The sequence below is a fragment of the Moraxella sp. 179-F 1C4 NHS genome, from assembly GCF_045370505.1.
GTDB classification, from domain to species: Bacteria; Pseudomonadota; Gammaproteobacteria; order Pseudomonadales; family Moraxellaceae; genus Faucicola; species Faucicola tetraodonis.
In genome coordinates, this window is the sequence record NZ_JBIQEC010000026.1 from 1 (window position 1) to 25,777 (window position 25,777).

Consider the following 25,777-nt stretch of genomic DNA (forward strand, 5'->3'; position numbering starts at 1 on the left):
CAACGTGTCCAATGGTGCCTACGTTAACGTGTGGTTTAGTACGTTCAAACTTGGCCTTTGCCATAATTTAATCCTCTGATCATTGTTAAACTGTTAGCAATACCCTAGCTCAAAGCTATAAACCAACTGGTGTATCTGTATTGCCAGTGCTGGTGTTGCCAATTTGAGTGTTGCTAGGTCACTAAAATAGCAAATTTAACATAAATTTCAAGTTTTTTCCATAGCCTTCATCTTTATGGTCAAACTTTTTTGTTATTGCTAAAACAAAAGGCAACACATCTGTGCTGCCTCAACTATTTTTTGATTTCTATCAATTATTTTCTATAAAACTGGAGCTCATACCGAGAGTTGAACTCGGGACCTCTCCCTTACCAAGGGAGTGCTCTACCTCTGAGCTATATGAGCAAAACTTTGGCTTAGAATAATGGAGCGGGTGGCGGGAATCGAACCCGCACCATCAGCTTGGAAGGCTGAGGTTCTACCACTAAACTACACCCGCAATGCGACCCGCCCAAGCATACTGGGCTTACTGTTAACGTGATTAGGGAATATTCAGATAACAATAGCAGGCAAATGGTGGTGGGGGAAGGATTCGAACCTTCGAAGCTCTCGCAACGGATTTACAGTCCGTCCCCTTTGACCGCTCGGGAACCCCACCATAGTTGTCTTTCAAGGTACGCTTAACACGATGTGTTAAAGGATGGTGCCGGCTGCCGGAGTCGAACTGGCGACCTACTGATTACAAGTCAGTTGCTCTACCAACTGAGCTAAGCCGGCGTATCGCTTGAAAGTGGTGAGCATTTTAGCAAATATTTTTAATCTTGCAAGCGTTTTTTTAGTTTTTTTTCATTTTTTTTGCTAAAACGTAAATTTAATGATTTAAATCCGCATTTTAAGCGCCTTGCGCCGCTTATTTGCTACCTAAACCCTAATACATTAACAACACTGATGCAATAATCAGCGCAATAATTACCACGATTATTATTGCGACTGTGGCGTTTTTCTTTGCCGCAGGTTTGATTGCATCAGCTTCTACTGTGCTAACTGGCGATGATTGCGCTGGCTGAACGGGTGAGACAACGGGCTGTAATGATACTGCTACTGCCTCAGTGACGACAGGCGGCTCAGTCGGTGTATTAAGTAGTGGCGATGGTGAATTATCAACGCTTGCTACGTCAACTGTTGTTGTCAGTGTAGAAGGTACGGATTGTTCGACGTGAGTGTTGCTCAGTTGGCTAGGTAAAAAATCTTGCGTGGTAACGACATCTATCACAGGCGCGGTGTTGGATGCAGCGTTCGGTGATATGGGTTCAACCGATTTAGCCAACTCAGTTTGGGTATGAATGTCAGTGGTGGGTGTGAAGTTCTCAATGTCTCGTAAACTATCGAGAAAACTAGCACCATCCAGTGCATCGACTGGGGCATTTACCACCAAAAATACCAAGTCAGCAAAGGCAAGTTCATCGGTAGCTTGCAAAGCATGCGCGTCTGCAGCGATACGCTCACCATTGATAAAGGTACCATTGCTTGAGCCTAGGTCTTGCACATACAGCTGCTCACCAATACGGTTAATCTTGGCGTGTTGGCGAGAGATTTGTGAGGTTGCTAATACCAAATCATTGCTATCGCTACGTCCGATACTTAAGCTTTTATCAATATCTATGGTTAAATCCGCCAATGCTGGTGACAGTCCAATGAGTTGCCATGAAGTGCCTTGTGAGTTGCCGTTGAGGTTCATCGTATCCACTGTATTAGTTTGATGATTGTCCATGCAAGTCTCCTATTCCTAAGGGTATTTAATATTATCATTATGCTTGGCATTATGGGACATTTTTAGGGATTTGTCACGGTGATGGTCTGCACCGCAGGCGGGGTCGCAATCACCACAGGCGTTTGCGCGATTTTTGCGCCCTGCCCTGTCTGACCTGTAGATTGGGTGACGGTAGATTGAGTAACGGTATTGCTCGCTGGACGACTCACGGTTGTGGTAGATGAACTGCCTGTACGTGACACGTTTGATGACACGGGCGTGACGATATCGACACCATTGGCATACACTCTTGGCGTGTTTGATAAACTTTGCTCGGCTGGGGTAACCAAATCATCTGTTGGCAATTTGACGCCATTTTGCACCCTGTTGGTATTGGGGAACATGGCATTGATATTAAGTGGGATTTGTTTGAGCGTACCGTTTTTATCAATTACCAGTTGCATGGTACGAATACCGTCTAAGCTTTTTTCGGTCACGCTTGCTACTGCGCTACCATTACGCAAAATGGTCGGCTGTAAAAATACAATCAGATTGGTTTTGTCCGAGTTTTTGCTTTTTGAGCGAAATAAATTACCAAGAATCGGCGCATCACCCAATCCTGGGACTTTTTGCTGACCATAGGTGCTGTTATCACGCATCAAACCACCCAATGCCACGGTTTGTTGGTTATCCGCTAAAATGGTGGTTTTGATTAAATTCTTGTTGGTGACGACACCGCTCACGTTATTGAGGGTACCATCGACAATGGAGGACACTTCCTGCGAAATCTCAAGTCGCACTGAGCCATTATCACCAATATGCGGAATGACATTAAGATTGATACCGACATCTTGACGGCTCACGGTTTGAAACGGCGTGGTTGATGAGTTACTTGCCGTGGTATAAGAGCCGGTCACAAATGGCACGTTCTGCCCTACCAAAATATTGGCTTTTTCGTTATCCAACGTCAAAATAGAGGGCATGGATAACAGATTGGCATTGTTGGTTTTATTGATGGCTTGCAAAATCGCGCCATAAAACTCACGATTACCGCTACTATCGGTTTTACTAGTACCAATCCCTAGTAGCGCGCCTGCCACAGAGGCTGCCGCCGTACCTGGGGTTTTGCTTAATATCTCAGATGCTAGCCCTACTGCGGATGCACCGATGTTATTAAAGTTAATTACCCCTACGCCGCTGTTGGCGTTGCCCATTGCCCATTGCACGCCAAGTTGTTGGGTATCATTGCCTGAGATTTCCATAATCGCCGCTTGAATCAACACTTGGTCACGGCGGGTATCTAGCTCATTAATAGCGTTTTCGATTTCTACCATTAACTCTGGGTTGGCATTGACGATGACGGAGTTTTGGGTTTGGTCAGCGATAATACTAAAAGGTCGACCTTGATAGCCGTTGTTTGGCGCAGTCGTTGTGTTGTTAGTAGAGGACGTATTAAGCGGTGAGCCTGTGGGTGAGGCTGCGGTATTGGTGGTGGTCGCTGCGCTGTTATTATTGGTATCGCTACTAGATTGAAACATTGAGCTTGCTTGCAAGGTGGTTTGGTCACCTGAGCTATTGATGGATTGATAGGCAAGCAGTCCGCGTAGCATTTCTGCAATATGGGTGGCACTGGCATATTTTAGACGAAACACGCGAAGCCCACTGAGACGTTGCGTCGGCATAGTGTCTAACTGCTCTACCATTCGCTGTACTTTGGCTGTCATCTCGGCACTACCTTTGACAAGCAGCCTATCAGAAATCGGGTCGGCAATGATATTGATCAGGCTGCCACCGGTTGATGCCACAGCAGGCTGCCCTGATTGACCCGCAGCAGCTGGCGCTGTACCACCGCCCGTACCTGTCAGTGAGCTTAATAAATCCATCATGCGCTTGGCATCGACATGACGCAGCGGAATAATGGTCAGCTTGTCATTCATATTGCTATCAAGATCGCTAATCAATTTTGCGTATTGATTGAGGCTGTCGGCGCGGTCAGAGAGGATAATCGCATTGACATTTGGCACCACAGCGGCATTGGCATACGGCGGCATCATCGGACGGATGACGTTTAAGATGTCATTGGCATTGGTGTTGGTGAGATAATAGATGCGAGTCGCCATTTGGCTACCTGCGGTATTACCGCGCAAGTCCACATCCACCCCTGCTTGCTTGGCAACGGTATCAGGGACTAGCTCTGTGGTCAGCCCGCGATCAATCGCTACAATGCCATTGACTTTCATCACGGCTAAAAACAAGTCATACACTTCTTGCCGGGATAAGGGTTTGTTTGAAATTACTGTCACATTGCCATTAATGCGTGGGTCTAACACAAAATTCTTTTGCGTGATGGTGGCAATTTGGTCGATAAACGCCTTGATATCAGCGTCTTGCAAATGCACTTTATAGCCAGTGGCTGCATGGGCAGCTGACAGACCACTGCTCAGCAAACTGATACTCATAGCCAGTGTCGTGCTCAAAAATAGTGGCTTTAGCATGGTTGGGTATTTCATAATTTACCTTATCAATTTTTAACGCATATCACCGACTTGTGTCTCACGTAGCGATGACGTCTGTAACTTTTTACTATCTTTTATCAAAATGACTGGCGTACTGTCACGACTTGGTCGCCGCGCTGAACTTGGATTTGCGCTTGTCCTGCTTGTTGTACTTGACGTAGTAGCTGGGCATCTTGCGTTGGGTTTTGACCCACGTTTTGTCCATTGACGGAGATGACTTTATCCCCTGTTTGTAGACCCAGACGGTTTTTTAGTCCTGCGGACATCGCGTCAGTCACCAAATAGCCTTGTCCTGTTGCTGCCACACCCATTTGGCTTAGATACCCTGAGGCATTTTGCTGAAGTCCTTGAATCGCCCCACCAATGGCTGACGATGCACCGCTTGGCGAGTTACTGGCACCATTTGACGTCGCCATATTGGGCGCAGAATCCTCTCGATCATGGGGGTCGCCTGTAGCCACTGGCGCGCCGCCAATCGCTTGTGGCGCAGCTCCGCTTAAACTCGGTGTGGGGGTTTGTCCCATATTTGAGCCACTACCCACGCCTGCAGCACCGTTGGCTTGAGCTTTGGCTCTGATAGCGTCGCTTTGGTCAAGAAAAAACGGTTGCCCAAATGGCACTTTACTGGTTTGGCCACTGGCATCTGCCACCATTACAAAATCAGCTGCGACTTTGACCAATTTATAACCACTGCCATCAATCATGTCGTTGATACGATAGCTTAAGGTTTTACCATTCGCCGTCAAAATTGCATACGATTGACTCTCTGGGGTGGCGATGGTCACGCCCACCACTTTGATATCTGGGGGTGTCGCTGCCGGCGCTTGCGGGGCAGTTGGCTGAGCAAAAAAATCTAACGCATTGGTATTGGCAGATTGCGCGACCAAGTTCGGCTGTAAGGGGATTGGGGTGAGTGCAGGGGCTTTGGGCGGGGCAACCACTAGCCAAATCGCTTGGCTTAATTGCCACACCAACCAAAAAATAGCTGCCAATAGCAACCAAGGATACAGTTTTTCTACCACTGCCATCGGCACAAATTTACCAGTCGTTGTTTTACGGCTCAACGAGGGGCGCTGGTTGGCTTTTATCATATCTGCTATCATCGCTACGTCTCTAATTACCCATACTGGTCAAAGGTTGGCGAATGGACACCACCACACTGTCATCAGCCCCTTTGCCTTGGTACGCTGGCATATTTTTGAGCAGCCGCTGGGTCAATGACACATCTATCATATTATCTTGGTCAAGATAAAAATCCCCTAGACGCTCGGCTTGCGGTGTAGTAAGGGCTAAATGCAAGCTTTTACCTTGCGCTGCCTTGTTGCTATTAATACCATTAGCGTTGGCTACTGGCTGCACACTTGCTTTATCCGCGCTTAAGTTGCCTTGCATGGTGGGGAGTTTGATGAGGTAGGTTTTGCCGCCTGTGGGATACCCCAAATCACCGCCTGCCCAATTCATACTGCCTTTGGCGGTTTGATAGCCTTGCTTATTTTTTTCAATCGACACTTCTTTGATGGTAATCGGTGTGTCGGGTAATTGCCAACTGACCAACTGCGCCAATGTGTCAGGGCTGATTTTGCCGTTGAAATCATTGGCTTGCCAGCTGGTTTTATTGAATTTGACCACCCCTTGCAAGTCGGTTTTACCAGAGCGGATATCGACCGCCATACCCAGTTTTCCCATCAATAAATGCCACGGCTGCCAGCGCCAATCCACACTACCCGCTAGCGGCGTATTGGGGCGCGCATTGATTTGCCAATTGGCCTGACCTTGCCAAAGGTTGCCGGATATTTGCTGAAGGTAAGGGTTGTTTGGGGCAAATTTTTGCAGCAACCACGCTGCAGGTAGCTGAATCAACAAGCTTAAGCAAAGCAAAACCAGACCTACCAGCCACCATAGTTTTGTCGGACGTAATGAATTGACACTTGCCAAACTTGAATACCTTTTACAATGATTTTTGACATCAATATTTTTGACACCGATAAAGTGACGCAATCCACAAGCAGATTAATCAACAATCAAATAATTCATGCAGGATAAAAATTGCCATTGGCGCAAAATTTTGAACCCGCTCTGCGCCAACACTCGAATATTTTTCTAACTAAAATGAAACGCTTTATCATAACTGATTTTTATTGCGTTGTAATGTCAATCCATAAAAAATCAAAATTTTGTCAGGCTTATTTTGGGCAGACTGTTTATTGCGGCTGCCTGCCGCACTCACTACAATTTGCAACCGACTTTATCACCATGAGTTTGCTACAATCACCTCACCACGCTGGTTAAAACTATAATGCAAAATACAAGGAAAATAGCATGCAATTTGATACATTGCCACAACTGGGCGATAGCGTCTCCAAAATTTGCTTAGGCACCATGACCTGGGGACAGCAAAACAGCGAGCAGGATGCCCACGAACAAATGGATTATGCCCTTGCCCAAGGTGTGAACTTTTGGGATACCGCAGAGATGTATCCGTCACCCCCTGATAAAGACAAACAGGGTGATACGGAGCGCTTTATGGGCAGCTGGTTTGCCAAGACAGGCAAACGAAATGATGTGGTATTGGCGAGTAAAATCTCTCGCAATGACTTTTTGCGTGATGGCAATACTAAGTTTGATAAAAAAACCATTCGTGCGGCATTAGATAGCAATCTACAGCGCTTGCAAACCGACCATATCGATATTTATCAGCTACACTGGCCAGAGCGCCAGACCAACTTTTTTGGTCAACGCGGCTATACAGAAAGTATGGCGCAGCAAGACACCAAAGAATTGACGCCATTTTTGGAAACCATCGAAGCACTCAATGATGAAATCACCAAAGGTCGAATCCGCGCTTATGGGCTATCCAATGACACCCCCTGGGGCGTCATGCGCTACTTAGCAGAAGCCGATAAACATGGGCTTGCTCGACCTATCACCATACAAAATCCATATAGTTTACTCAATCGCTTGTATGAAGTGGGACTGGCAGAAATCAGTCACCGCGAGCAAATTGGGTTACTTGCCTACTCACCGCTAGCCTTTGGGGTGTTATCAGGCAAATATTTGGGAGGTAACAAGCCTGCCAATAGTCGCTTGAGCCTTTATAGTCATTTTACCCGTTATTTGAATGCGCAAGCGCAGCAAGCTACCGAAGCCTATGCCGAGGTCGCCAAAAAACATCATCTAGATATGGCACAAATGGCACTGGCGTTTGTCAATAGCCGCTCGTTTGTGACTGCCAATATCATTGGGGCAACCACCATTGAGCAGCTAGCCAGCAATATCGCGTCCGTAGATTTGGTATTATCCCAAGAGGTATTGGCTGATATCGAAGCGGTGCAGACCTTATACCCGAACCCTGCACCTTAAACCCTGTAACTTAAATCCTATACCTCACACCCTGCACCTTACTAGCAAACTACTATCAGAAAAAACGGCTTGACTTCCTCCCCTCCCTATCGTTCGGGGATTCCCGATATCGCTACCGAGAATTTCCTAATTCAACGAGATTTGCTTATGCAGACTAACTACACAAGACTGACATTCTCTCCAAAGGCTAACCCCGCAAGTCCTGCGGTTAAAATGTTTTTGGCGGCATTGACGTCACGGTCATGGGTAGTTTTGCATTCTGGGCAATCCCAATAGCGTGTATCAAGCGTCAAAAAATTTAAGATATATCCACAATTAGAACAGCGTTTAGAGCTTGGGAAAAATTGGTCTATCTTAGAGATAGTCCGACCCGCCCAGTCTGCTTTGTATTCCAACTGGTTAACAAAGTTACCCCAACTGGCATCGGCGATATGCTTGGCAAGTTTAGGATTTTTAATCATGTTTTTTACACGTAGCGATTCAACACAAATAACTTGGTTTTCGTTTATTAATTTGCGGGACAACTTGTGTAAGTTATCCAATCGACAATCGGAGATTTTAGCGTGAATACGAGCCACCTTAAGCTTAGCCTTAGCACGATTAGCCGAGCCGAGTTTTTTACGACTCAAGGCGCGTTGTGCTTTGGCAAGTTTAGTGGCGTATTTAGCTGTCAGACGGGGATTGTCGATTTTGATACCGCTATCGGTAACAAACAGGTGCTTAATGCCAACGTCAATACCGATATTGCTATCAGACTTTGGCAAGATTTGATTTTCAAATTCACACAGGCACGACACGAAGTAACGCCCAGCGCAATCTTTGGAAATGGTAATAGTGCTTGGTTCGCTTGGCAGTTGTCTCGACCAACGCACATTAAGCGGTTCTTTGCTTTTTGCTATATAGATTTTACCGTCAGTGAATTTAAAGGCACTTTTGGTAAATTCTGCCGATTGTTTATGAGTTTTCTTTTTGAATGTTGGATATTTGGTACGACCCTCAAAGAAGTTCTTAAAAGCCGTTTGTTGATGTCTGATGCCCTGCTGCAAAGCAACACTAGAAACATCATTCAAAAAAGAAAATTCAGGCTGTTTTTTAAGCTCAGTCAATTTTGCATTGGCTTGAATGTAGCCTATTTTTGCCTTGCTTTGATAATACTCATCAGTACGCCAACGCAATATCGTGTTATAGACAAACCGCACACAGCCGAATGTTTGAGCAAGCAGTTTAGTTTGTTCGTCAGTCGGGTAGAAGCGGAATTTATAAGCACAATGTTTCATATCTTACATTTTATCATTGAAAATGTAAGAATACAACACTAAACAACTTCTGTGTGTAAGCATACCTACGGAGTTGCCTTATATCCACCGCCTGAAGTCGGTGGTTTTACGGCAACAGAGGATAAAAAATCCTTGCGACAGTGTGACTGTGCAAGGATTTTTTTAAACCTAATAAAACTTAAAGTCTAGAACGGGATATCATCATCAACTGCGCCTGGTTTTGGCATTGCCATGGCTGGGTTTTGTTGGGGATTTTGGGCAGGCTGATTATTGCCTGTATTTGCCCCTTGTGGCGCTTGGTTGCCATTCATAAATGGGTTATTGCCAAATCCCGCATTTTGACCCGCTTGGGGCGCAACTTGGTTATTAGTTTGGGCATTATTTTGATTTGGATAGCCGCCAAAATGATTGGGCGCTTGGTTGCCACCTTGGTTGTAGCCAACTTGATTATAACCACCTTGGGGCTGGTTTGGGTAGGTTGTGCCGGCATTGTTGTTATTAGCAATACCGCCTTGAGCGCCGCCTGCTGTGCCAAGCATTTGCATTTGGTCGGCACGAATCTCTGTGGCATAACGCTCTACACCATTTTGGTCGGTGTATTTACTGGTGCGAAGGCTACCTTCGATATAGACTTGGCTACCTTTACGCAAGTATTGCGCCGCAATTTCCCCGAGTTTATTAAACAATGAAATACGGTGCCATTCGGTTTGCTCACGGCGCTCACCTGTTTGTTTGTCGTTCCACTGCTCACTTGTTGCCACGGCGATACGCGTCACGCTACCGCCATTGGCAAATTGTTTGACTTCAGGATCTGAACCAAGGTTGCCTACAATGATTACTTTATTTACGCCGCGCATAGAATTTCCTTGATAACTTTTTTGATGAATTTTTTGATAACTTTCTTGATGCCTTTCTTAATAGTTTTCTAGTGTTTTTAGCCAAATCTTTGCGGATTTAGCGCAACTACAATGCCATTACTTTACTAAACTTTGCATCAAATTGCTAGCGTCTGACCGGTAAGATGTGACAAATGCTGTCGCGTGTCATCGGTCAATTTTTCTTTATCCAGTTTGAGATAAGCAATGTTTTCTTTTGGCATCATCACTATCTCATCCACGCCGTCAATCGCCAAAATTTGCTGTGACCATGCAGTCGTGTCAATACCTGTTGGCAGGGTAATCGTTAGGCTGGTCAAATACGGTGGGGCGGCAATCGGCAGGATAAACAATAACGCAATGACGGTCACGATGGCGAGCACCGTCCATGACAACCACATCGGTTTGGTCAGCAAAATACCGCCCATGGCACCGCCCACAAAAGCACCCAAAAACTGTGCAGATGAGTTAATACCCATTGCCGTCGCTTTGTTGGCAACGGGCGCGCGTTTGGAAATCCAAGACGGAATGGTCGCCTCAAGGCTATTAAAGCCAATGTAATAAACCGCAAGCCCAATAATTAAACCCACAATGGTCTGACTAGCCACCGCCAAAAATACCAATCCCGCCACCAAGGTCGCTAAAGACGCCAAAAACACGGCGCGCATTTGCCGTTTTTTTTCTGCGATGATAATCAGTGGAACCGCAATGATAAAGCCCAATAATAGTAGCGGCAAATACACAAAACCTTGCTGCGCCACCGTCAAGCCGAGCACATCATGAAACTGGTGCGGCAATAAGGTAAACATCGCTGTCATTGACAGATGCAGCGCAAAAATCGCCAAGTGCAACCGGTTAATATCGGCAATTTTTAATACTTCAGCAAACTGTGCTTTAACTGAGTGATTATTGAGATTGTGCTTTAGTACCCGATTTGGGGTGGGCACAATCCACAGTAAGCCAATGGCGAAAATAGCGGACGCCACTGTCACCCAAAACAAGCCTGAAATATCGAGCACATGCGTCAAAATCGGACCGAGCCCAAATGCGACCATTACCGACATGGCAATGGTCAGCCCCATGGTTGCCATCGCTTTGGTGCGATGCTCTTCACGGGTCACATCCGCGAGTAGTGCCATCACCACTGCTGAAACCGCGCCACTGCCGGCAATCAAACGCCCCAATATCACCATATAGATGTCTGTTGATAAGGCGCAAATCGCTCCCCCGAGCGCAAACACCAATAACCCTGCAATGATAATCGGTTTACGCGGATATTTGTCCGCCAAAAAACTCATGGGAATCTGAAAAATCGCCTGCCCTAAGCCATAGATACCAATCGCCAATCCAATCAAAAACGGCGTGGCGTGTGCATATTGTGTTCCATACACGGCAAACACAGGCACAATCATGAATAGTCCGAGCATGCGCAAGGCAAAGATACCGCCCAACCCGGCAATCGCTTTCTTTTCGGATGCATTCATGGAGGAGTTGTGACTCATATTTCTCGACGTTGATTTTACTGACGTTGATTTTACTGACATGGTGGCTCACAAAATTTTGCCAAAAACGGCTTATTATATGCCTAATTTTTATCACAGAGAATTTATTGGCAATAAAAATTATTTTAGCCCCATTATTTTGGCTTTATTGTTTCAGCCCCATTATTTTAGCATTGCGTAAGCGGTTACCATGATGGCTAAAATCACCGCGATAGCAATCATCAGCCACATCACATTTTTTTGGTTGTCAAAAAATCCTTGCGGTGACTGTTTGATAGATGATGATTTTGGGATAGCCACTAGCGTGCCATCTAACGAGCTATGCTTCACTTGGGTGGCGATTTTTTGTTGTTTTTGCGCTTTTTTGGCTTCAAATTGCTGTTGGCGTTGTTGTTTTTGTGCCAATTTTTGCTGTTTGGCTTGTTGTTGTAGTTGGCGCTGTTCTTCAAGCTTAGCCTGTTTTTGTCGCGCTTGTTCGGCAAGTTCTGCTTGTTTACGCGCCGCCTCTTCGATGGCTAACTGCTCAGTTTGCTGCTGCTCGCGAAGCTGTTTGTCGCTATAGCGGGCGTGAAAATCATCCATCACGGCGTTATCAATTTCGCTTAAGATAAAAGGCATTTCATTCATCACTTCAAGCGCATCATGCACATCGACGTCGTACACGCCCGAGGCTTTGGTGGTTTTGCCATCGGCAGTGAGTTTTCTGGGTACTTGGTAATCAGCAAGACGCTGCTGCAAGTGGTTTTCCATTTGTCCGATGGAATCGGTGCGACCTGTCATCGCTAATGCCCAATCGTTGATTTCGGCATGATTTTCGCTATTTAATTGCTGGATGATGTTGCTTGCGTCTTCAACAAGGCTGATTTTAGCAAGCAGCTGACCGGGTGAGACGGCGATATAAACCTCCCCTGAGGTGGCTTGGCGTTTGAGCGATGCAATGGCTTGGGGGTTGCATTGTAGGCAGTTGGCTTGTTTGTTTTTGAGTGTGTGACCTTTTGGGCATGGCGGTACACCGTAAGCAACGAGCGCGCCATTTTCTTTCATTTTGGCTTTGTATTCTTTGCTCGATAGTCCGCTGGCGTCAAAGGTTTTGTCCATTGGGATATGGTGGCTTTTTAAGAAGTCGGTTTGTTCTTGGGTTAACGTTGCCATGTTATTGTCTCAAATTTTGCAGTCACAAATTTTCTAGTTCCTTGATTCAATAAAGTATAGCAAGGTTTGAGGGTTTTATAAAAAATAAAAAATCGCTCATGTGCGTGATGATTTTATTTAAGATATTTCCAACGCTTGTGTTAATAGTGTCATCAGCTTCATTGTCCGCACGTTTGCAACCGCTTTCAATAAAAGCTATGTTTTATCTAGTTATGTTAATTTTACGAGTATGAAAAAAGTATGACAGTGAGCCAAAAGCAATTCATGATTAACAGAATTGATAACTTAATCAGTTGATAGTTTCTCGTAATATTTGGTCAAATTTGTTGAAATAGGTTTCAAAATTAAACTTGAAACCCCCACCCATTTCCCCCATTAAAACCCCATCTTTTTACCCAAATTTCCCACTCAAAAACACACAATAAGAAGCTCAATATGGCACAGCACGACGCAATCAAAATCCGTGGCGCACGCACCCACAATCTCAAAAACATCGACATCGACATCCCACGCGACAAACTGGTCGTCATCACAGGCTTATCAGGTTCGGGCAAGTCTAGCCTAGCCTTTGACACCCTATACGCCGAGGGACAACGCCGCTACGTCGAGAGCTTATCGGCTTACGCTCGCCAGTTTTTATCACAAATGGAAAAGCCCGAAGTCGATAGCATCGAAGGGCTGTCACCTGCCATCGCCATCGAGCAAAAATCCACCAACCATAACCCCCGCTCCACGGTGGGTACCATTACTGAGATTTATGACTATTTGCGTCTACTCTATGCCCGTGTCGGTACGCCCATGTGCCCAGAGCACCATCTACCGATGGTCGCGCAAACCGTCACCGAAATGGTCGATACCGTCATGGCATTGCCTGAAGATACCAAGCTGATGATTCTCGCGCGCGTCGTTGACGACCGCAAAGGCGAGCATATCCAGTTGATGGAACAGCTAAAAGGGCAAGGCTTTGTGCGGCTGCGGGTCGATGGCGAAATTTATGACATTGACGATGTGCCAGCGCTTGCCAAAACTTTTAAACACACCATTGATGTGGTGGTTGACCGCTTCAAAGTGCGGGATGACTTGGGAAATCGGGTTGCCGAAAGTTTGGAGACCGCCTTGCGATTGGGTAGCGACATTGCCATCTTGCATGACATGGACGCTGAGTTTGAGGATAAAATTTTGTCCGCCAAACATAGCTGCCCTGTCTGCGATCGCTCGGTTGCTGAGCTTGAACCAAAATTGTTTAGTTTTAACAACCCCTATGGCGCGTGTCCCGTGTGTGATGGCTTGGGTAAACGCCAATATTTCGCTGCCGAAAAAATCATCGGGCATCCTGAAAAATCGCTCAACCAAGGGGCGATTCAAGGCTGGGATAAACGCCACGCCTATTATTTTGGCTTGCTGACTACGGTTGCCGAGCATTACAGTATTGATATGGAAGCGCCTTGGCAACAACTGGATAAAAAGCACAAAGATGTCATTTTACACGGCTCTGGTAAAGACAAAATGACTTTTAACTTTGTCGATGAACGGGGGCGCAAATCCACCAAAACCGTGCCATTTGAAGGGGTGCTGCCGTATATGGAGCGCCGTTACCGCACTACGCAAAGCAGCATCGTGCGAGACGAGCTTGCCAAATACCTTGCTGATGCCACCTGCGATGCCTGTCACGGCTCACGCTTAAACGAAATCGCTCGCCATGTCGAAGTCAGCGACCGTACCGTTGCCGAAATGGTCAAGCTATCGATTGGCGAAGCGATGGCGTATTACGAGCAATTAAAACTTGAGGGCGCAAAAGGCGAAATCGCCGCCAAAATCATCAAAGAAATCCGTGAGCGGTTGGAATTTTTGGTGAGTGTGGGCTTGGATTATCTCACCCTTGCCCGCTCTGCCGAAACCCTATCGGGCGGTGAAGCTCAGCGCATACGCCTTGCTAGCCAAATCGGGGCAGGCTTGATGGGCGTGATGTATGTACTCGATGAGCCATCAATCGGCTTGCACCAACGTGACAATGACCGACTGCTGCAAACGTTGACTCGCTTACGTGATTTGGGCAATACCGTGATTGTCGTCGAGCATGACGAAGATGCCATTCGCCTAGCCGACCATATCATCGATGTGGGCGTGGGCGCTGGGGTACATGGTGGCAGTATCATTGCAGAAGGAACGGCAAAAGACATTGCCAAAAATCCCGAATCATTAACGGGGCAATATTTATCGGGCAAAAAGAAAATCGCAGTGCCAACCGTGCGTCACCGAGCCAAAGTCGCCAATGACGATAAATATGAAAAAATGCAAGACTCCGCCATTCCGTTAACCAAAAACCAAGCGAAAAAAGCGGAAAGCGAGAAGAAAGAAAAAGCCAAAAAAGGTAAAGTCGAAGCCAAACCCTTGATGCTGACTTTAACAGGGGCAAAAGGTAACAACCTTAAAAACGTGACCTTAAACTTGCCGATTGGTGTGTTTACCGCTATTACAGGCGTGTCGGGTTCAGGTAAATCGACCTTAATCAATCGCACCTTATTGCCACTAGCGACCACGCAGCTCAATAACGCTACCACGCATGTTGCCGAAGAGTTTGACAGTATCACTGGGCTAGAACATTTAGATAAAGTCGTCGATATCGACCAAAGCCCGATTGGGCGTACCCCTCGCTCCAATCCTGCAACCTATACGGGCGTATTTAGTCCGATTCGTGACCTATTCGCCCAAGTGGCTGAGTCCAAAGCTCGTGGCTATCAAGCAGGGCGCTTTAGCTTCAACGTGAAAGGCGGTCGCTGTGAAACCTGCCAAGGCGATGGCTTGATTAAGGTTGAGATGCACTTTTTGCCTGATATGTATGTGCCTTGCGATGCCTGTCAAGGCAAACGCTACAACCGTGAAACCCTTGAAATCACCTATAAGGGCAAAAATATCAATGACGTGCTCAATATGACGGTGGAGGATGCGGCAGAATTTTTTGAGGCGATTCCGGCAATTTACCGCCGTTTGCAAGCCTTACAAGAAGTCGGCTTAGGTTATATTCGTTTGGGTCAGTCTGCGCCAACCTTATCGGGCGGTGAGGCGCAACGGGTGAAACTTGCCAAAGAGCTGTCCAAACGTGATACCGGTCAGACCTTGTATGTGCTCGATGAGCCGACGACAGGTTTGCATTTCCATGATATCGCCAAGCTCCTAGACATCTTGCATACGCTACGTGACCGAGGCAATACCGTGGTGGTGATTGAGCATAATCTCGATGTGATTAAGACAGCCGACTGGATTGTGGATTTAGGCCCTGAGGGCGGTTCGGGCGGTGGTGAGATTATCGCTGAGGGCACGCCAGAGGAGGTAGCGCAAAACGCGCGCTCACACACAGGGCGATTCTTAAAACCGATGTTGCAAGCCTAAGTTTGTTACAAGTATAAGTCTGTTACAGGCATAAGGTTAGCGGTGAGGGTTAGTACGTTGTCGTCTAACCCTTTTTTTAACCAATCATCACTCTATGACTTGCTATTCATTGATAATACTTTACATTTCGCCCCAATATTCACACAATGAAGCGAGATAAGGACACTTCGATATTATCCAAGGAAAAAACCGTTATAGAACGATAAGGATGCTAGGATGATTTTATTTAAAGGAAAAACCAACGATCTTGAAACCCTATTTCCCCCTACCCTAAAACTAGATGGTCAAATCTGTGTGCGAAATGGTATGAGCATTCGCAGTAAATTTATGATTGGTATCTATGATATTGCCCTATACTTGGGTGAAATGACTGAAGATGCCGAAACAGCCATTACTGCACGCTATGCCAAGCAATTGCGCATGGTGTCTCGCCGCAATATCAAAGGCTCATTACTGGAAAATGCCTTCAAAGACGGCATTAGAGCGAATAGTAGCGCAAAAGAATATCAGAAAATCGCCTCAGTGATTGATGACGTGTTCGGTGAGTTGTTCAAAACCAACACCATCAAAGAAGGGGCAATGTTTACGATTGAGTTTTCGCCAGAGCATGGCGTTCGTTTAAATTATGATGAGGTTGGCGATCTTCCTTATATCAAAGAAGAAGGCTTTGACCAAGCTATTCTTCGTGCTTGGCTAGGCGATAATCCTATATCACTTGAGATGAAAAAGGATTTGCTAGGTCAGCACTAATGTTACACTGCTTATTTTTACACTTCCCTTATTTTAGACTTCCCATCAAGCATCGGGAGTTAATCTAGCCAATTGATAGTGGCCGTAACTTTTTCACTAGGTTTAATAGGGTTGTATTTATTGCAACCCTATTTTAAAGATGAATAGCGGCATTATTGAGATACTTGGCATCATTCAACCCCATAAATGGGTATTCATCCCTTACCTGCCTAGTTTTCTTTTATCCGATAACAAGCAAGTTGGTGTTTTTCATTTTTATCCCAATAGCGGCAATTTTTTTGCTTTTATTTTTTTACCCTATCGTCCATCAGGGGTTACTACAATACTATGTTTCTTTTTGGATGGCTATGCTAGTCTAAAGCAAAAAAAATCAGGCAGCTTATGAAACCACTTGCACAAAAGCCCACTAAACCAATCATATCAGCCCGTAACACGCCGCAAACCTTTACCCTCAATAAGCTTGCTAAACCTATCGTGAGCGATGATATTTTTTCGTTGCCGCCTGCTGTGTATGGCACTATCTATTTGACGCTGATTCCGCTATTTGGCTTTTTGTACAGCACCTTGCCAAATATGCAGTTTAACCATGAAGACGTGGGCTTTTTGGAAGCCATGTATTTTAGTACCATCACGGTGACCACCACCGGGTTTGGCGATATCACACCAACCAACACCTTTACGCGGGCGTTTGTGATGATTGAAGCCACTATTGGGGTGGTGTCCGCAGGTTTGTTTTTAAATGCGATTACTTATCAGCGTGAAGAAAACATGAGCAATCTGATGGACGCCTATGAAGCGAGAAAAGAAATCTCTTATGCCTTCGCGCGCCTGCACAGTCATGACAGTTTGATTACGCTTAACATGAATACTTATCTAAACCGCGTTAATCAACTACTGGGCATAGAATCAGAGCAAACCCCAGTGGCACAATCTGACCGTGAGGGTCGCGCTAATTTAACTAGCTCGCCTGATTCGCCCGCGGCGCTTGACGCCAAAGTCCCTCAGCAGCTTATTGGTATTCATGAGCCTATTCCCGAAGCGTTAGAATTTACTAATTTACAGCATTTATTTAACGCCTCGGCACGCTTGACCGATGACCCGCGTAAGCCGTTGATTTGGTACTATTATCAAGCTTTGGATGAATTGGTCAATAGTATTGAGAATTTGGTGCGTGAAACTGAAACCTATCGCTGGGCAGATTTGGAGTCGATTTGTATCCAGTATTTAAGTGATATCAAATCCTATGACTCCAGTAGTTATGTGCTCGCGGAGCCAAACTTTGAGCAACAACTTGCCGATATCCAAGCCCAGCGCCAGCAAGACATGTTACTTATCAGTGAATATCCAAGTGATAAAGCGGTTGAGCTGTCGAACGAAAATAGTTTAAACCCGTATATTATTTTATTTATGGGTATTCAGACCACCATTGATTTTATCAAAAAATTCCAACTTCGCTACCAAGAAATTATGCAAACCATTTAATTTTATCCGCTCATAAAAAAACACCCCACATGCCGTGAGGTGTTTTTGTTAATCAATCAGTCAATGAAGAATTAGTGACCAAATTGGTTGGCAGTGTTTTTGGCACCGCCCGCTTTAAGTGCCATTTCACCTGAGAAGATTTCTTTGTGATCATCACCGATGTCAGAACCTGCCATGGCTTGGTGCTTAACTGCCGCAACGCCTTCACGGAGTTCTTTACGTTGTACTTCTTCAACGTAAGCTAGCATACCTTTGTCACCAAAGTAACCTTTCGCCAACTGGTGCGTACTTAATGCCGCCGTGTGGAAAGTAGGTAAGGTGATCAAGTGGTGGAATACACAGGCTTCACGTGACGCATCAGCTTGGAAAGTACGCGCTAGTTCATCAGCAGCGGCATTCAACTCAGTGTTGTCGTAGTCAGCAGACATTAAGTTCGCTTTGTCGTAAGCTGAGATGTCTTTGCCTTCTTTTTCCCATTTTGCGATGACTTGTTTACGGAAGTTAAGCGTCCAGTTGAATGATGGGCTGTTGTTGTAAACAAGTTTAGCATCTGGCACTTGCGCAACGATACGGTCAGTCATTGATTTGATGTGCGCAACGTCTGGCGTTGGTGTTTCAATCCATAGTAGATCAGCACCGTTTTCAAGGGCAGTTACACAGTCAAGTACCACGCGGTCAATGTTGGTGCCTTCGCGGAATGAGTACAAGCCGTTTGGCATACGAGTTGGGCGAACCAATTTGCCATCACGTTTTAATAGCACATCGTACTCGCTTGCATTTTCTAAAGTCACTTCTTCAACTTCTAAGAAGTCTAAGTATTGTGAAGCAAGGTCGCCTGGCTCACGTGACACAGGAAGTTTTTGCGTTAATGATGCACCTTCAGAGTCAGTACGGGCAACGATGATACCGTTGTCAATGCCAAGCTCTAAGAACGCATAACGGATTGCGTTAAGTTTTGCGATGAAGTCTTCGTGTGGTACGGTGACTTTACCATCTTGGTGACCACATTGTTTGGCGTCTGATACTTGGTTTTCCACTTGGATAGCACAAGCACCGGCTTGGATCATTTGTTTGGTGAGCAAGTAAGTTGCTTCTTCGTTACCAAAACCTGCGTCGATGTCAGCGATGATTGGCACGATGTGTGATTCAAAGTTGTTGATTTTGTCTAAGATAGCTTTAGTATCTTGACCTGCTTCTTGCGCCGCATTTAATTCGCGGAAGTAATCGTTTAATACTTTTTCGTCCGCTTGACGTAAGAAAGTGTAGATTTCTTCGATTAATTTTGGCACAGCGGTTTTTTCGTGCATAGATTGGTCAGGTAGTGGACCAAATTCTGAACGAAGCGCAGCAACCATCCAACCTGAAAGGTAGATATATTTACGTTCAGTAGTACCGAAGTATTTTTTTACCGCATACATGGTTTGTTGACCGATAAAGCCATGCCATGCACCAAGAGACTGGGTGTATTTTGATTTGTCAGCATCATAAGCTGCCATATCACGACGCATGATGTCGGCAGTGTATTGAGCGATTTCTAAACCTGTTTTAAAACGGTTTTGGATAACCAAACGCGCAGCATCATTTTCGCTGATGTTTTTCCAGTTACCATATTTGGCTTTTAGTTCGCGGATATGGTCAATCGCTGAAACGTAAGTTGACATAGCAGTCTCCTGTTGAGGACGGTGGGATAAAAAAACTTAGGATGATTGTTGTGTTGTAATAAAAGTAAAAGTTTTAAATAAGCCAATATTTAGCGAGCGTTAAACACCGAAAGTATAAATAATGTTTAAGACAAAAACTAAATATCCAAAATAATCTAACAATTTTTTTAACAAAATACGTGATATTTCTTACAGTGATATTAAATAGTCTGTTAAAATTAAGAATTCTATTTTGGCACTAATAAAGCTTTAAGTTGGCTTAAATAATGGAATGAATGCACTATACCCTTTAATTCATAATTTAGCTATTTAATGATTCGTATCTTTAGTATTTATTTAAAATATAGTATAATACAATCAATAACTTAAATTTTATTGCTAGGTTTTAGCCCTGTTAAAACTAGCTTTTTTAGCCTTTTTTTCTTAACTTTTAACTAGACAAACAGTAATTTATGGATTTACAACGTGTGGATTTGAACCTTTTGGTGCATCTTGATGTGTTACTTCGAGAAAAAAACGTCACCAGAGCCTCTGAGCAACTCGGCATTACCCAGCCAGCCATGAGTAATATTTTACGTCGTTTGCGTAAGTTGTTTAATGATCCCTTGTTGATTCGCTCATCTGAAGGCATGACGCCGACGGAGCGAGCGCTTGAATTACAGCCGCGCGTACGCGAATTGTTAGCGGATTTAACCCAGCTATTAGAGCCGCGTACTGAGTTTCGTCCTTATACCTCAAGTCGTGTTTTTCGGATTATGACGTCAGATTACGCCGAAGCGACGCTGGTGCCTAGATTGGTCAAAGCGCTGCGCAGTGAAGCCCCAAACGTGATTTTGGACTTTTTGACACCCTCGGATGTATCGTATCGAGATATGGAGCAAGGGCGTGTTGATTTGGCGATTAATCGTTTTAATGAAGTACCGCAAAGCTTCCACCAAGTGCTGATTTGGCGTGATACTTTTAGTTGTTTGTTGTCGGCTGATAGTCCGTATGTCAATCGCTTTAACCTAAAAAATTATCTTAAAGCTCAGCACGTTTGGGTATCCAAAACAGGGATGGGTGTGGGTTTTGGGGTGAATCCCGAAAAATCTGGCGGGCTTGGCTCGATTGATGCGGCGTTGCAACGCCTCGGTCAGAAACGTCAAATCAGTGTCTTTACCCGTCATTATCAGATGCCTGCGATGCTCACCGCCAATAAAGATTTAATTGCTACGCTGCCGACTCGGGTGGCGCGCATGCAGGCAAATAATGATGATATCGTGATTAAAGAGCCACCATTTTTTATTCCAGAGTTTGAGTTGACGATGGCATGGTCGCCACTATTACAGCATCACCCTGCGCATCGTTGGTTACGTCAGTTGATTCAACATGTGTCGCGACAAATCATCGCCGAAGATCGCATCAGGTATCCGCTCCAAACTGCGATTCAAGATGGTTCGCTGCATACCCAGCCCATTGATTTGGTTGAAATTGATCCTGATCGTCAATAAGGATGGTTAGGCAAGCTGCTTATCTAGGACTGGTCTAGGATTGGCAAATTTTATCCACCCATAGCTCATACGGATATTTTCCTAAATGTCCGTAACGTCCTTTTTCAGTCACTCGCCCTTCAATACAGACAGGTAAACTAATCGAGACGCCCGTTTGACCTTGCGCTTTGGCATACTCGGCTAATAGATTGTTTGGGTCAAATACATGGTATTTGGTGGTACCGTCATTAAATTCAGATTGCTCTAAGCTTTGGGTAAAGGTGCCTTTTAACGTCAGCGTTTTTTTGGGCACACTATCAATGCTTTCTTTGATATCGCTTAATTTACCATTTTGCAGCGATTGGTACGCCACGCCGGCGCAACTTGCCAATAGACCAATTATTGCCACACCACCGCCCAACCATGCGGCTTTTTTACCCTTTATCTTGTTAGTTAGCATGGTGTTTTCCTTATCATTGATCACAAAATTATTGGTATAAAAAAATGATAGCAATATTCGTTGCTATCATTTGTACATTTTATTTATCGTTACACTACCCTTGGGTAACCCGCTTAGCGAATATAGGTATGGTCTTCAGGATTAGTCACCGGCTGTGTCAGCGCTTGGGTTGGTAAGACTTTCTTAAGATAAAAATACCCCAATATACCTGCCAATAATGACCCTAAAATAATGCCGAGCCGCTCGTCAAACGGCTTGACTTCAAGTCCCGCAAAGGCAAGCCCACCAATAAACAAACTCATGGTAAAGCCAATACCACATAAAATCGCCACGCCAAATACTTGTCGCCAATCAACATTGCTAGGCAAGCTGGCTAAGCCAAGCTTGACGCCAAGCCAACTAAATAACATCACCCCAATCGGTTTACCCAGTAGCAGCCCTAATGCGATACCGAGCGGTACCGTATGAAACAGCGAGGACAGTCCCGTACCACCGAGATAAATGCCCGCGTTAGCAAACGCAAAAATCGGTAAAATAATAAAACTGACTGTGTCCTGCAAGTCATGTTCAACCGATTCGAGCGGTGAATGCTCAGGGTGCTTGTTGTCTGTCATTGGGATAAATAGCGCAAGCAGCACACCGGCAAGCGTCGCATGTATGCCCGACTTGAGCATCGCTGCCCATAGCAAAACGCCAATCATTATATAAGCGGTGGTGCGTGTGACGTTAAAGCGATTCATCAGCCACAATATCACCAAACATACCCCAACCCAAGCCAGTGCCGCCATGGACAGACCCGATGAGTAAAATAACGCAATAATGATAATCGCACCGATATCATCAAAAATAGCAATCGATGCCAAGAATACTTTGAGCGCGGCGGGCACGCGATTGCCCAGTAAAGTCAGCACGCCTAAGGCAAACGCAATATCTGTCGCCGCCGGAATCGCCCAGCCTTTCATCAAATCTGCATGCTGATAATTGAATGCGGCATAAAAAATCGCAGGTACCATCATGCCACCGACCGCAGCAATTGCAGGCAGGACGACTTTTTTGACGTCTGATAGTTCGCCCACTAGCATTTCGCGCTTGAGCTCAAGCCCTACTAAAAAGAAAAACACCACCATCAAGCCATCGTTGATCCAATGTAATAAATGATGATCGATACTAAAAGAGCCGATTTTTATCGAAATAGGCAGATGCAAAAAGTGCTCGTATATGTCACTCATCGGAGAGTTTGCTACTACCATCGCCAACACAGCGGAAAACGCCAGAACTATACCCGCAGCCATATCGTGTGCCAAAAATTTTTTAAATTGATTAAATACTATCATCCGTCTAAAACTCTTTTTAATACCATTTTTATTTATAAAACATACCACACTTAAACCAAGTAAAATAGCCTAAAATACCGTCATAATATATTTTATTATATCATAAAATCAATTTTATTGATAAATAATTTCATAATTTTAATTTAATAGAAAATTTTATTCATTTAATCGCTATTTTAGATAAATTAATTTTTAGGGGTATGATTTTTTGGTGTTGATAGTTAACATTCTAAACCCGAATGATTGAGAAAGTTGTTAACACCCCATCGCTATTTTGTATTATCATTTTATTGCTACTTGCCTAGCGATTTAGAATTAGCCTTTCAATAGTGTGGATATTTTGCCAACTTCTCTTACCGATCTTGATTTAACCCCGCTCAAACGTTTTTCACATAACGTCATCGCTAATATCCGTGCCACGGGTCACATGCTAATAGGTTCAAAACGTGCGTTTTATTGGGTCAAGCCCACCGTATGGCAGTTTTTATTGTTTGGATTGACGGCACTGGCGAGTAATTTGCTGTTTTCGTGGTTGGTGGCTGAAGATGCCACCCATTTTAATCCACAAGGGCTGATTAGTTATTTGGTGTGGCCGATGGTGATGCTAGTGGCAGGATTGATTCTTGCCAAACGTCATTTTAATGCCATGCTGATTTTTGTGCCGGCGATTTTGTGGCTGTGTGCTGATACTTTCATGATGCTGGTGCAAAGCTTGATTCAGTTTATATCAGACCTAGGCTGGCTACCTGAATGGACGTTTGATACGATTGGTATTATGTTCGTATTGGCGTTTGTCTGGCAGTCGTTATCTCTGCTATGGATTTTTGGCAATCAATTACGCTGGTCATGGATTGAGCGTGTCCTGATTATGTTGGGTGCGTTTGCCGTACTCAGTGTGTGGCAAAAAAACGTACAATCTGAGCCGATTTTTCAATCCGACCCTGTCGAACCCGTGGTCACTGAAGCGGCATTTTATGCGCAGCCTGAGCTTCTGGCCGATATGCTAAATAACGTGCAGCCGCAACGCCCGACTATACATGATTGGTACTTTATGGGTGTCGCAGGTCATGGCGAGCAAGATGTGTTCCGCTCAGAAATTGAGCTGACCAAAGCATACTTTGACCATCAATTTGGCACAGCAGGACGCTCGGTTGAACTCATTAACAACGCCAATACCCTGTCTGCGCTGCCGATTGCCAGTAAAACCAGCATTGAACGCGCCTTGCAAAGTATCGCCAAAAAAATGGATGTCAATGAAGACGTGCTATTTTTGACCTTGACCTCGCATGGGGGTGACGAGGTGATTGAGATGTCCAACCCACCGCTAGCGCTCGATAATGTCGATGCCAAATGGCTACGCCAATCATTGGATAAATCTGGCATTAAATGGCGCGTCATTGTGGTATCCGCCTGTTATTCTGGCTCATTTATCAATGAGTTAAAATCGCCAGAGACACTTGTGATTACTGCCTCAGCGGCGAACAAATCATCGTTTGGCTGTTCTAATGAAGCCGAATATACTTACTTTGGACAAGCATTTTTTGCTGAAAGCTTACCCAAGCTTCGCCGTTTTCAACCTGCGTTTGAAGCCGCCAGCAAACGCATTGCTGAACGGGAAAAAATGATGGGGTTTGAACCCTCAGAGCCGCAATTGGTGATGGGAGAGTCTATTAAAGCGATATTGCCAGCGTTTGAAAACAGTCTCAAACCCTTACCTGCGGTTGTGATAGCGCCATCAACTGCCGCCAGTGCTACTAGCGATGCCCATAGCTTAAGTAGCCACCAACTGCACAAGTAACATAAACCGGTTTGGCTGTTTTAGCTGCCAAGACGCCTTGCAACTCGCCTTACCATCCATCATGGTAGCGATTGGGAGCAACTGATATTTTCTGCCAATTTTTTAGCGATTTTATAATTTTTGCACATAAAAAAAGTGGGTTAACCTAAGTTACCCACTTTTTTATCAAATAGCGCGTCAAATAGACTGTGTCAGTCAATTATTTGATTTTAGCTTCTTTGAATACAACATGTTGACGTACCACTGGATCAAATTTTTTGATTTCCATTTTGTTTGGCATGGTACGTTTGTTTTTGGTCGTGGTGTAAAAATAACCCGTACCTGCAGTTGAAACTAATTTGATTTTATCACGCATCGCAATTGCTCCCTAAGAATATAAAAAGGCAAAAATTAGATTTTTTCGCCACGAGCACGCATATCAGTTAAAACTTGGTCAATACCAACTTTATCAATGATACGCATACCTTTGGTAGTCAAGCGAAGCTTAACAAAGCGGTTTTCGCTCTCTACCCAAAAACGATGGGTGTGTAGATTTGGTAGAAAACGACGGCGGGTTTTGTTGTTTGCGTGAGAAACATTGTTACCTACCGCTGGGCGTTTTCCAGTCACTTGGCATACTCGAGACATGGCTTACTCCTAATCGGTGTGCATGAGGGCTGCTCATGCCTGTCACAACTGATACTCGCACATCTCGCATATCATTGAAGCTAAAAAAGCTAGGGTTTCAACGATTCTAGTGTTGAGTATCTCAGTTTGAATCAATAATTAATCTTTTGGCGGCGCACTTAAAATTAGCTACTCACGGCTAGTCACTTGACTTGCGTCAATCAAAACCATTTTAAGCAAGCGTCAAAAAATCGCTAGTAAATTTAAAGCCGCTATTTATACCATAACTTATGCCAAAATGCAATGTGATTGGATAAAAATTTGGTAGTGGTTTGAAAAGTATGCTGAGAAAGAAATAGAAAAGACAACTTGGTAAAAAGATGATAATTTGAGGT

At 44.8% G+C, this 25,777-nt stretch carries 19 protein-coding genes, 4 tRNA genes and 1 pseudogene; 6 read left to right on the plus strand and 18 right to left on the minus strand.

The window, feature by feature from the left end; genetic code table 11:
- From ACH0AB_RS10130 to gspN, 9 genes and pseudogenes are all read right to left on the minus strand, one after another.
- Positions 1–64: pseudogene (locus ACH0AB_RS10130) on the minus strand (GTP-binding protein); the annotation flags it as partial.
- Positions 65–330: 266 nt separating this feature from the next.
- Positions 331–405, minus strand: a tRNA-Thr gene (locus tag ACH0AB_RS10135).
- A 20-nt stretch (positions 406–425) separates the two neighbouring features.
- Positions 426–499 (minus strand) — tRNA-Gly (locus ACH0AB_RS10140).
- 75 nt (positions 500–574) lie between these two features.
- Positions 575–658, minus strand: a tRNA-Tyr gene (locus tag ACH0AB_RS10145).
- 43 nt (positions 659–701) lie between these two features.
- Positions 702–777, minus strand: a tRNA-Thr gene (locus ACH0AB_RS10150).
- A 151-nt stretch (positions 778–928) separates the two neighbouring features.
- Positions 929–1,771, minus strand: a complete 843-nt coding sequence (locus ACH0AB_RS10155; RefSeq protein ID WP_406878092.1) for an FHA domain-containing protein — start codon at positions 1,769–1,771, stop codon at positions 929–931.
- A gap of 62 nt (positions 1,772–1,833) precedes the next feature.
- Entirely contained in the window at positions 1,834–4,260 is a 2,427-nt protein-coding gene (gspD, locus tag ACH0AB_RS10160) for a type II secretion system secretin GspD (protein WP_406878093.1), read from the minus strand.
- An 83-nt stretch (positions 4,261–4,343) separates the two neighbouring features.
- Positions 4,344–5,357 carry a type II secretion system protein N gene (locus tag ACH0AB_RS10165; RefSeq protein WP_406878094.1) on the minus strand — a complete coding sequence of 338 codons (1,014 nt, stop codon included), beginning with the start codon at positions 5,355–5,357 and terminating at the stop codon, positions 4,344–4,346.
- Between the two features lie 22 nt (positions 5,358–5,379).
- Positions 5,380–6,201 carry a type II secretion system protein N gene (gspN, locus tag ACH0AB_RS10170; RefSeq protein WP_313090225.1) on the minus strand — a complete coding sequence of 274 codons (822 nt, stop codon included), beginning with the start codon at positions 6,199–6,201 and terminating at the stop codon, positions 5,380–5,382.
- Positions 6,202–6,585: 384 nt separating this feature from the next.
- On the opposite strand from gspN, the gene ACH0AB_RS10175 reads away from it, so the two are divergent.
- On the plus strand, positions 6,586–7,626 hold the full coding sequence (locus ACH0AB_RS10175; RefSeq protein ID WP_406878095.1) for an NADP(H)-dependent aldo-keto reductase: 1,041 nt from the start codon (positions 6,586–6,588) through the stop codon (positions 7,624–7,626).
- A 158-nt stretch (positions 7,627–7,784) separates the two neighbouring features.
- Here the strand turns inward: ACH0AB_RS10175 and ACH0AB_RS10180 are convergent, their stop codons facing one another.
- The 4 genes from ACH0AB_RS10180 to ACH0AB_RS10195 all read right to left on the minus strand — a co-directional run bounded on the left by ACH0AB_RS10180 (position 7,785) and on the right by ACH0AB_RS10195 (position 12,432).
- Positions 7,785–8,903: an RNA-guided endonuclease InsQ/TnpB family protein gene (locus ACH0AB_RS10180; RefSeq protein ID WP_138018812.1), complete on the minus strand. Its 1,119-nt coding sequence runs from the start codon at positions 8,901–8,903 to the stop codon at positions 7,785–7,787.
- A 185-nt stretch (positions 8,904–9,088) separates the two neighbouring features.
- Positions 9,089–9,760: a single-stranded DNA-binding protein gene (gene ssb / locus ACH0AB_RS10185; RefSeq protein ID WP_282842281.1), complete on the minus strand. Its 672-nt coding sequence runs from the start codon at positions 9,758–9,760 to the stop codon at positions 9,089–9,091.
- Positions 9,761–9,897: 137 nt separating this feature from the next.
- Positions 9,898–11,262 carry an MFS transporter gene (locus ACH0AB_RS10190; RefSeq protein WP_007116075.1) on the minus strand — a complete coding sequence of 455 codons (1,365 nt, stop codon included), beginning with the start codon at positions 11,260–11,262 and terminating at the stop codon, positions 9,898–9,900.
- Positions 11,263–11,442: 180 nt separating this feature from the next.
- Positions 11,443–12,432: a hypothetical protein gene (locus ACH0AB_RS10195; RefSeq protein ID WP_406878096.1), complete on the minus strand. Its 990-nt coding sequence runs from the start codon at positions 12,430–12,432 to the stop codon at positions 11,443–11,445.
- Between the two features lie 435 nt (positions 12,433–12,867).
- Here ACH0AB_RS10195 and uvrA point away from each other — a divergent pair, with 435 nt between their 5' ends.
- The 3 genes from uvrA to ACH0AB_RS10210 all read left to right on the plus strand — a co-directional run bounded on the left by uvrA (position 12,868) and on the right by ACH0AB_RS10210 (position 18,054).
- Complete coding sequence (uvrA, locus tag ACH0AB_RS10200; protein WP_406878097.1) at positions 12,868–15,822, plus strand: excinuclease ABC subunit UvrA; 2,955 nt, start codon at positions 12,868–12,870, stop codon at positions 15,820–15,822.
- Positions 15,823–16,038: 216 nt separating this feature from the next.
- Entirely contained in the window at positions 16,039–16,572 is a 534-nt protein-coding gene (locus tag ACH0AB_RS10205; protein ID WP_065253244.1) for a chalcone isomerase family protein, read from the plus strand.
- Between the two features lie 381 nt (positions 16,573–16,953).
- Positions 16,954–18,054 (plus strand): potassium channel family protein, encoded by a 1,101-nt coding sequence (locus tag ACH0AB_RS10210; RefSeq protein WP_406878098.1) that lies wholly within the window; start codon positions 16,954–16,956, stop codon positions 18,052–18,054.
- Between the two features lie 71 nt (positions 18,055–18,125).
- Here the strand turns inward: ACH0AB_RS10210 and ACH0AB_RS10215 are convergent, their stop codons facing one another.
- Entirely contained in the window at positions 18,126–19,715 is a 1,590-nt protein-coding gene (locus tag ACH0AB_RS10215; protein WP_282842286.1) for an isocitrate lyase, read from the minus strand.
- Positions 19,716–20,167: 452 nt separating this feature from the next.
- On the opposite strand from ACH0AB_RS10215, the gene ACH0AB_RS10220 reads away from it, so the two are divergent.
- Positions 20,168–21,205 carry a LysR family transcriptional regulator gene (locus ACH0AB_RS10220; protein WP_284034629.1) on the plus strand — a complete coding sequence of 346 codons (1,038 nt, stop codon included), beginning with the start codon at positions 20,168–20,170 and terminating at the stop codon, positions 21,203–21,205.
- Between the two features lie 34 nt (positions 21,206–21,239).
- Here ACH0AB_RS10220 and ACH0AB_RS10225 read toward each other — a convergent pair whose 3' ends face one another.
- Together ACH0AB_RS10225 and nhaA are read right to left on the minus strand one after the other, a co-directional pair.
- Positions 21,240–21,644 carry a tellurite resistance TerB family protein gene (locus tag ACH0AB_RS10225; RefSeq protein WP_157819355.1) on the minus strand — a complete coding sequence of 135 codons (405 nt, stop codon included), beginning with the start codon at positions 21,642–21,644 and terminating at the stop codon, positions 21,240–21,242.
- A 113-nt stretch (positions 21,645–21,757) separates the two neighbouring features.
- Entirely contained in the window at positions 21,758–22,975 is a 1,218-nt protein-coding gene (nhaA, locus tag ACH0AB_RS10230; RefSeq protein ID WP_406878100.1) for a Na+/H+ antiporter NhaA, read from the minus strand.
- Between the two features lie 343 nt (positions 22,976–23,318).
- Here nhaA and ACH0AB_RS10235 point away from each other — a divergent pair, with 343 nt between their 5' ends.
- Complete coding sequence (locus tag ACH0AB_RS10235; RefSeq protein ID WP_406878099.1) at positions 23,319–24,776, plus strand: C13 family peptidase; 1,458 nt, start codon at positions 23,319–23,321, stop codon at positions 24,774–24,776.
- Between the two features lie 199 nt (positions 24,777–24,975).
- On the opposite strand, the gene rpmG is transcribed toward ACH0AB_RS10235, so the two are convergent.
- On the minus strand, positions 24,976–25,131 hold the full coding sequence (gene rpmG, locus ACH0AB_RS10240) for a 50S ribosomal protein L33 (RefSeq protein ID WP_007116087.1): 156 nt from the start codon (positions 25,129–25,131) through the stop codon (positions 24,976–24,978).
- Between the two features lie 35 nt (positions 25,132–25,166).
- Positions 25,167–25,403 carry a 50S ribosomal protein L28 gene (rpmB, locus tag ACH0AB_RS10245; protein WP_007116088.1) on the minus strand — a complete coding sequence of 79 codons (237 nt, stop codon included), beginning with the start codon at positions 25,401–25,403 and terminating at the stop codon, positions 25,167–25,169.
- Positions 25,404–25,777: the final 374 nt, after the last annotated feature.

Coding starts and splice junctions, on each gene's coding strand:
- ACH0AB_RS10155 (WP_406878092.1), bottom strand. CDS start 1,771: ATGGACAATCATCAAACTAATACAGTGGATACGATGAACCTCAACGGC.
- gspD (WP_406878093.1), bottom strand. CDS start 4,260: ATGAAATACCCAACCATGCTAAAGCCACTATTTTTGAGCACGACACTG.
- ACH0AB_RS10165 (WP_406878094.1), bottom strand. CDS start 5,357: ATGATAAAAGCCAACCAGCGCCCCTCGTTGAGCCGTAAAACAACGACT.
- ACH0AB_RS10175 (WP_406878095.1), top strand. CDS start 6,586: ATGCAATTTGATACATTGCCACAACTGGGCGATAGCGTCTCCAAAATT.
- ACH0AB_RS10180 (WP_138018812.1), bottom strand. CDS start 8,903: ATGAAACATTGTGCTTATAAATTCCGCTTCTACCCGACTGACGAACAA.
- ssb (WP_282842281.1), bottom strand. CDS start 9,760: ATGCGCGGCGTAAATAAAGTAATCATTGTAGGCAACCTTGGTTCAGAT.
- ACH0AB_RS10190 (WP_007116075.1), bottom strand. CDS start 11,262: ATGAATGCATCCGAAAAGAAAGCGATTGCCGGGTTGGGCGGTATCTTT.
- ACH0AB_RS10195 (WP_406878096.1), bottom strand. CDS start 12,432: ATGGCAACGTTAACCCAAGAACAAACCGACTTCTTAAAAAGCCACCAT.
- uvrA (WP_406878097.1), top strand. CDS start 12,868: ATGGCACAGCACGACGCAATCAAAATCCGTGGCGCACGCACCCACAAT.
- ACH0AB_RS10205 (WP_065253244.1), top strand. CDS start 16,039: ATGATTTTATTTAAAGGAAAAACCAACGATCTTGAAACCCTATTTCCC.
- ACH0AB_RS10210 (WP_406878098.1), top strand. CDS start 16,954: ATGAAACCACTTGCACAAAAGCCCACTAAACCAATCATATCAGCCCGT.
- ACH0AB_RS10215 (WP_282842286.1), bottom strand. CDS start 19,715: ATGTCAACTTACGTTTCAGCGATTGACCATATCCGCGAACTAAAAGCC.
- ACH0AB_RS10220 (WP_284034629.1), top strand. CDS start 20,168: ATGGATTTACAACGTGTGGATTTGAACCTTTTGGTGCATCTTGATGTG.
- ACH0AB_RS10225 (WP_157819355.1), bottom strand. CDS start 21,644: ATGCTAACTAACAAGATAAAGGGTAAAAAAGCCGCATGGTTGGGCGGT.
- rpmG (WP_007116087.1), bottom strand. CDS start 25,131: ATGCGTGATAAAATCAAATTAGTTTCAACTGCAGGTACGGGTTATTTT.
- rpmB (WP_007116088.1), bottom strand. CDS start 25,403: ATGTCTCGAGTATGCCAAGTGACTGGAAAACGCCCAGCGGTAGGTAAC.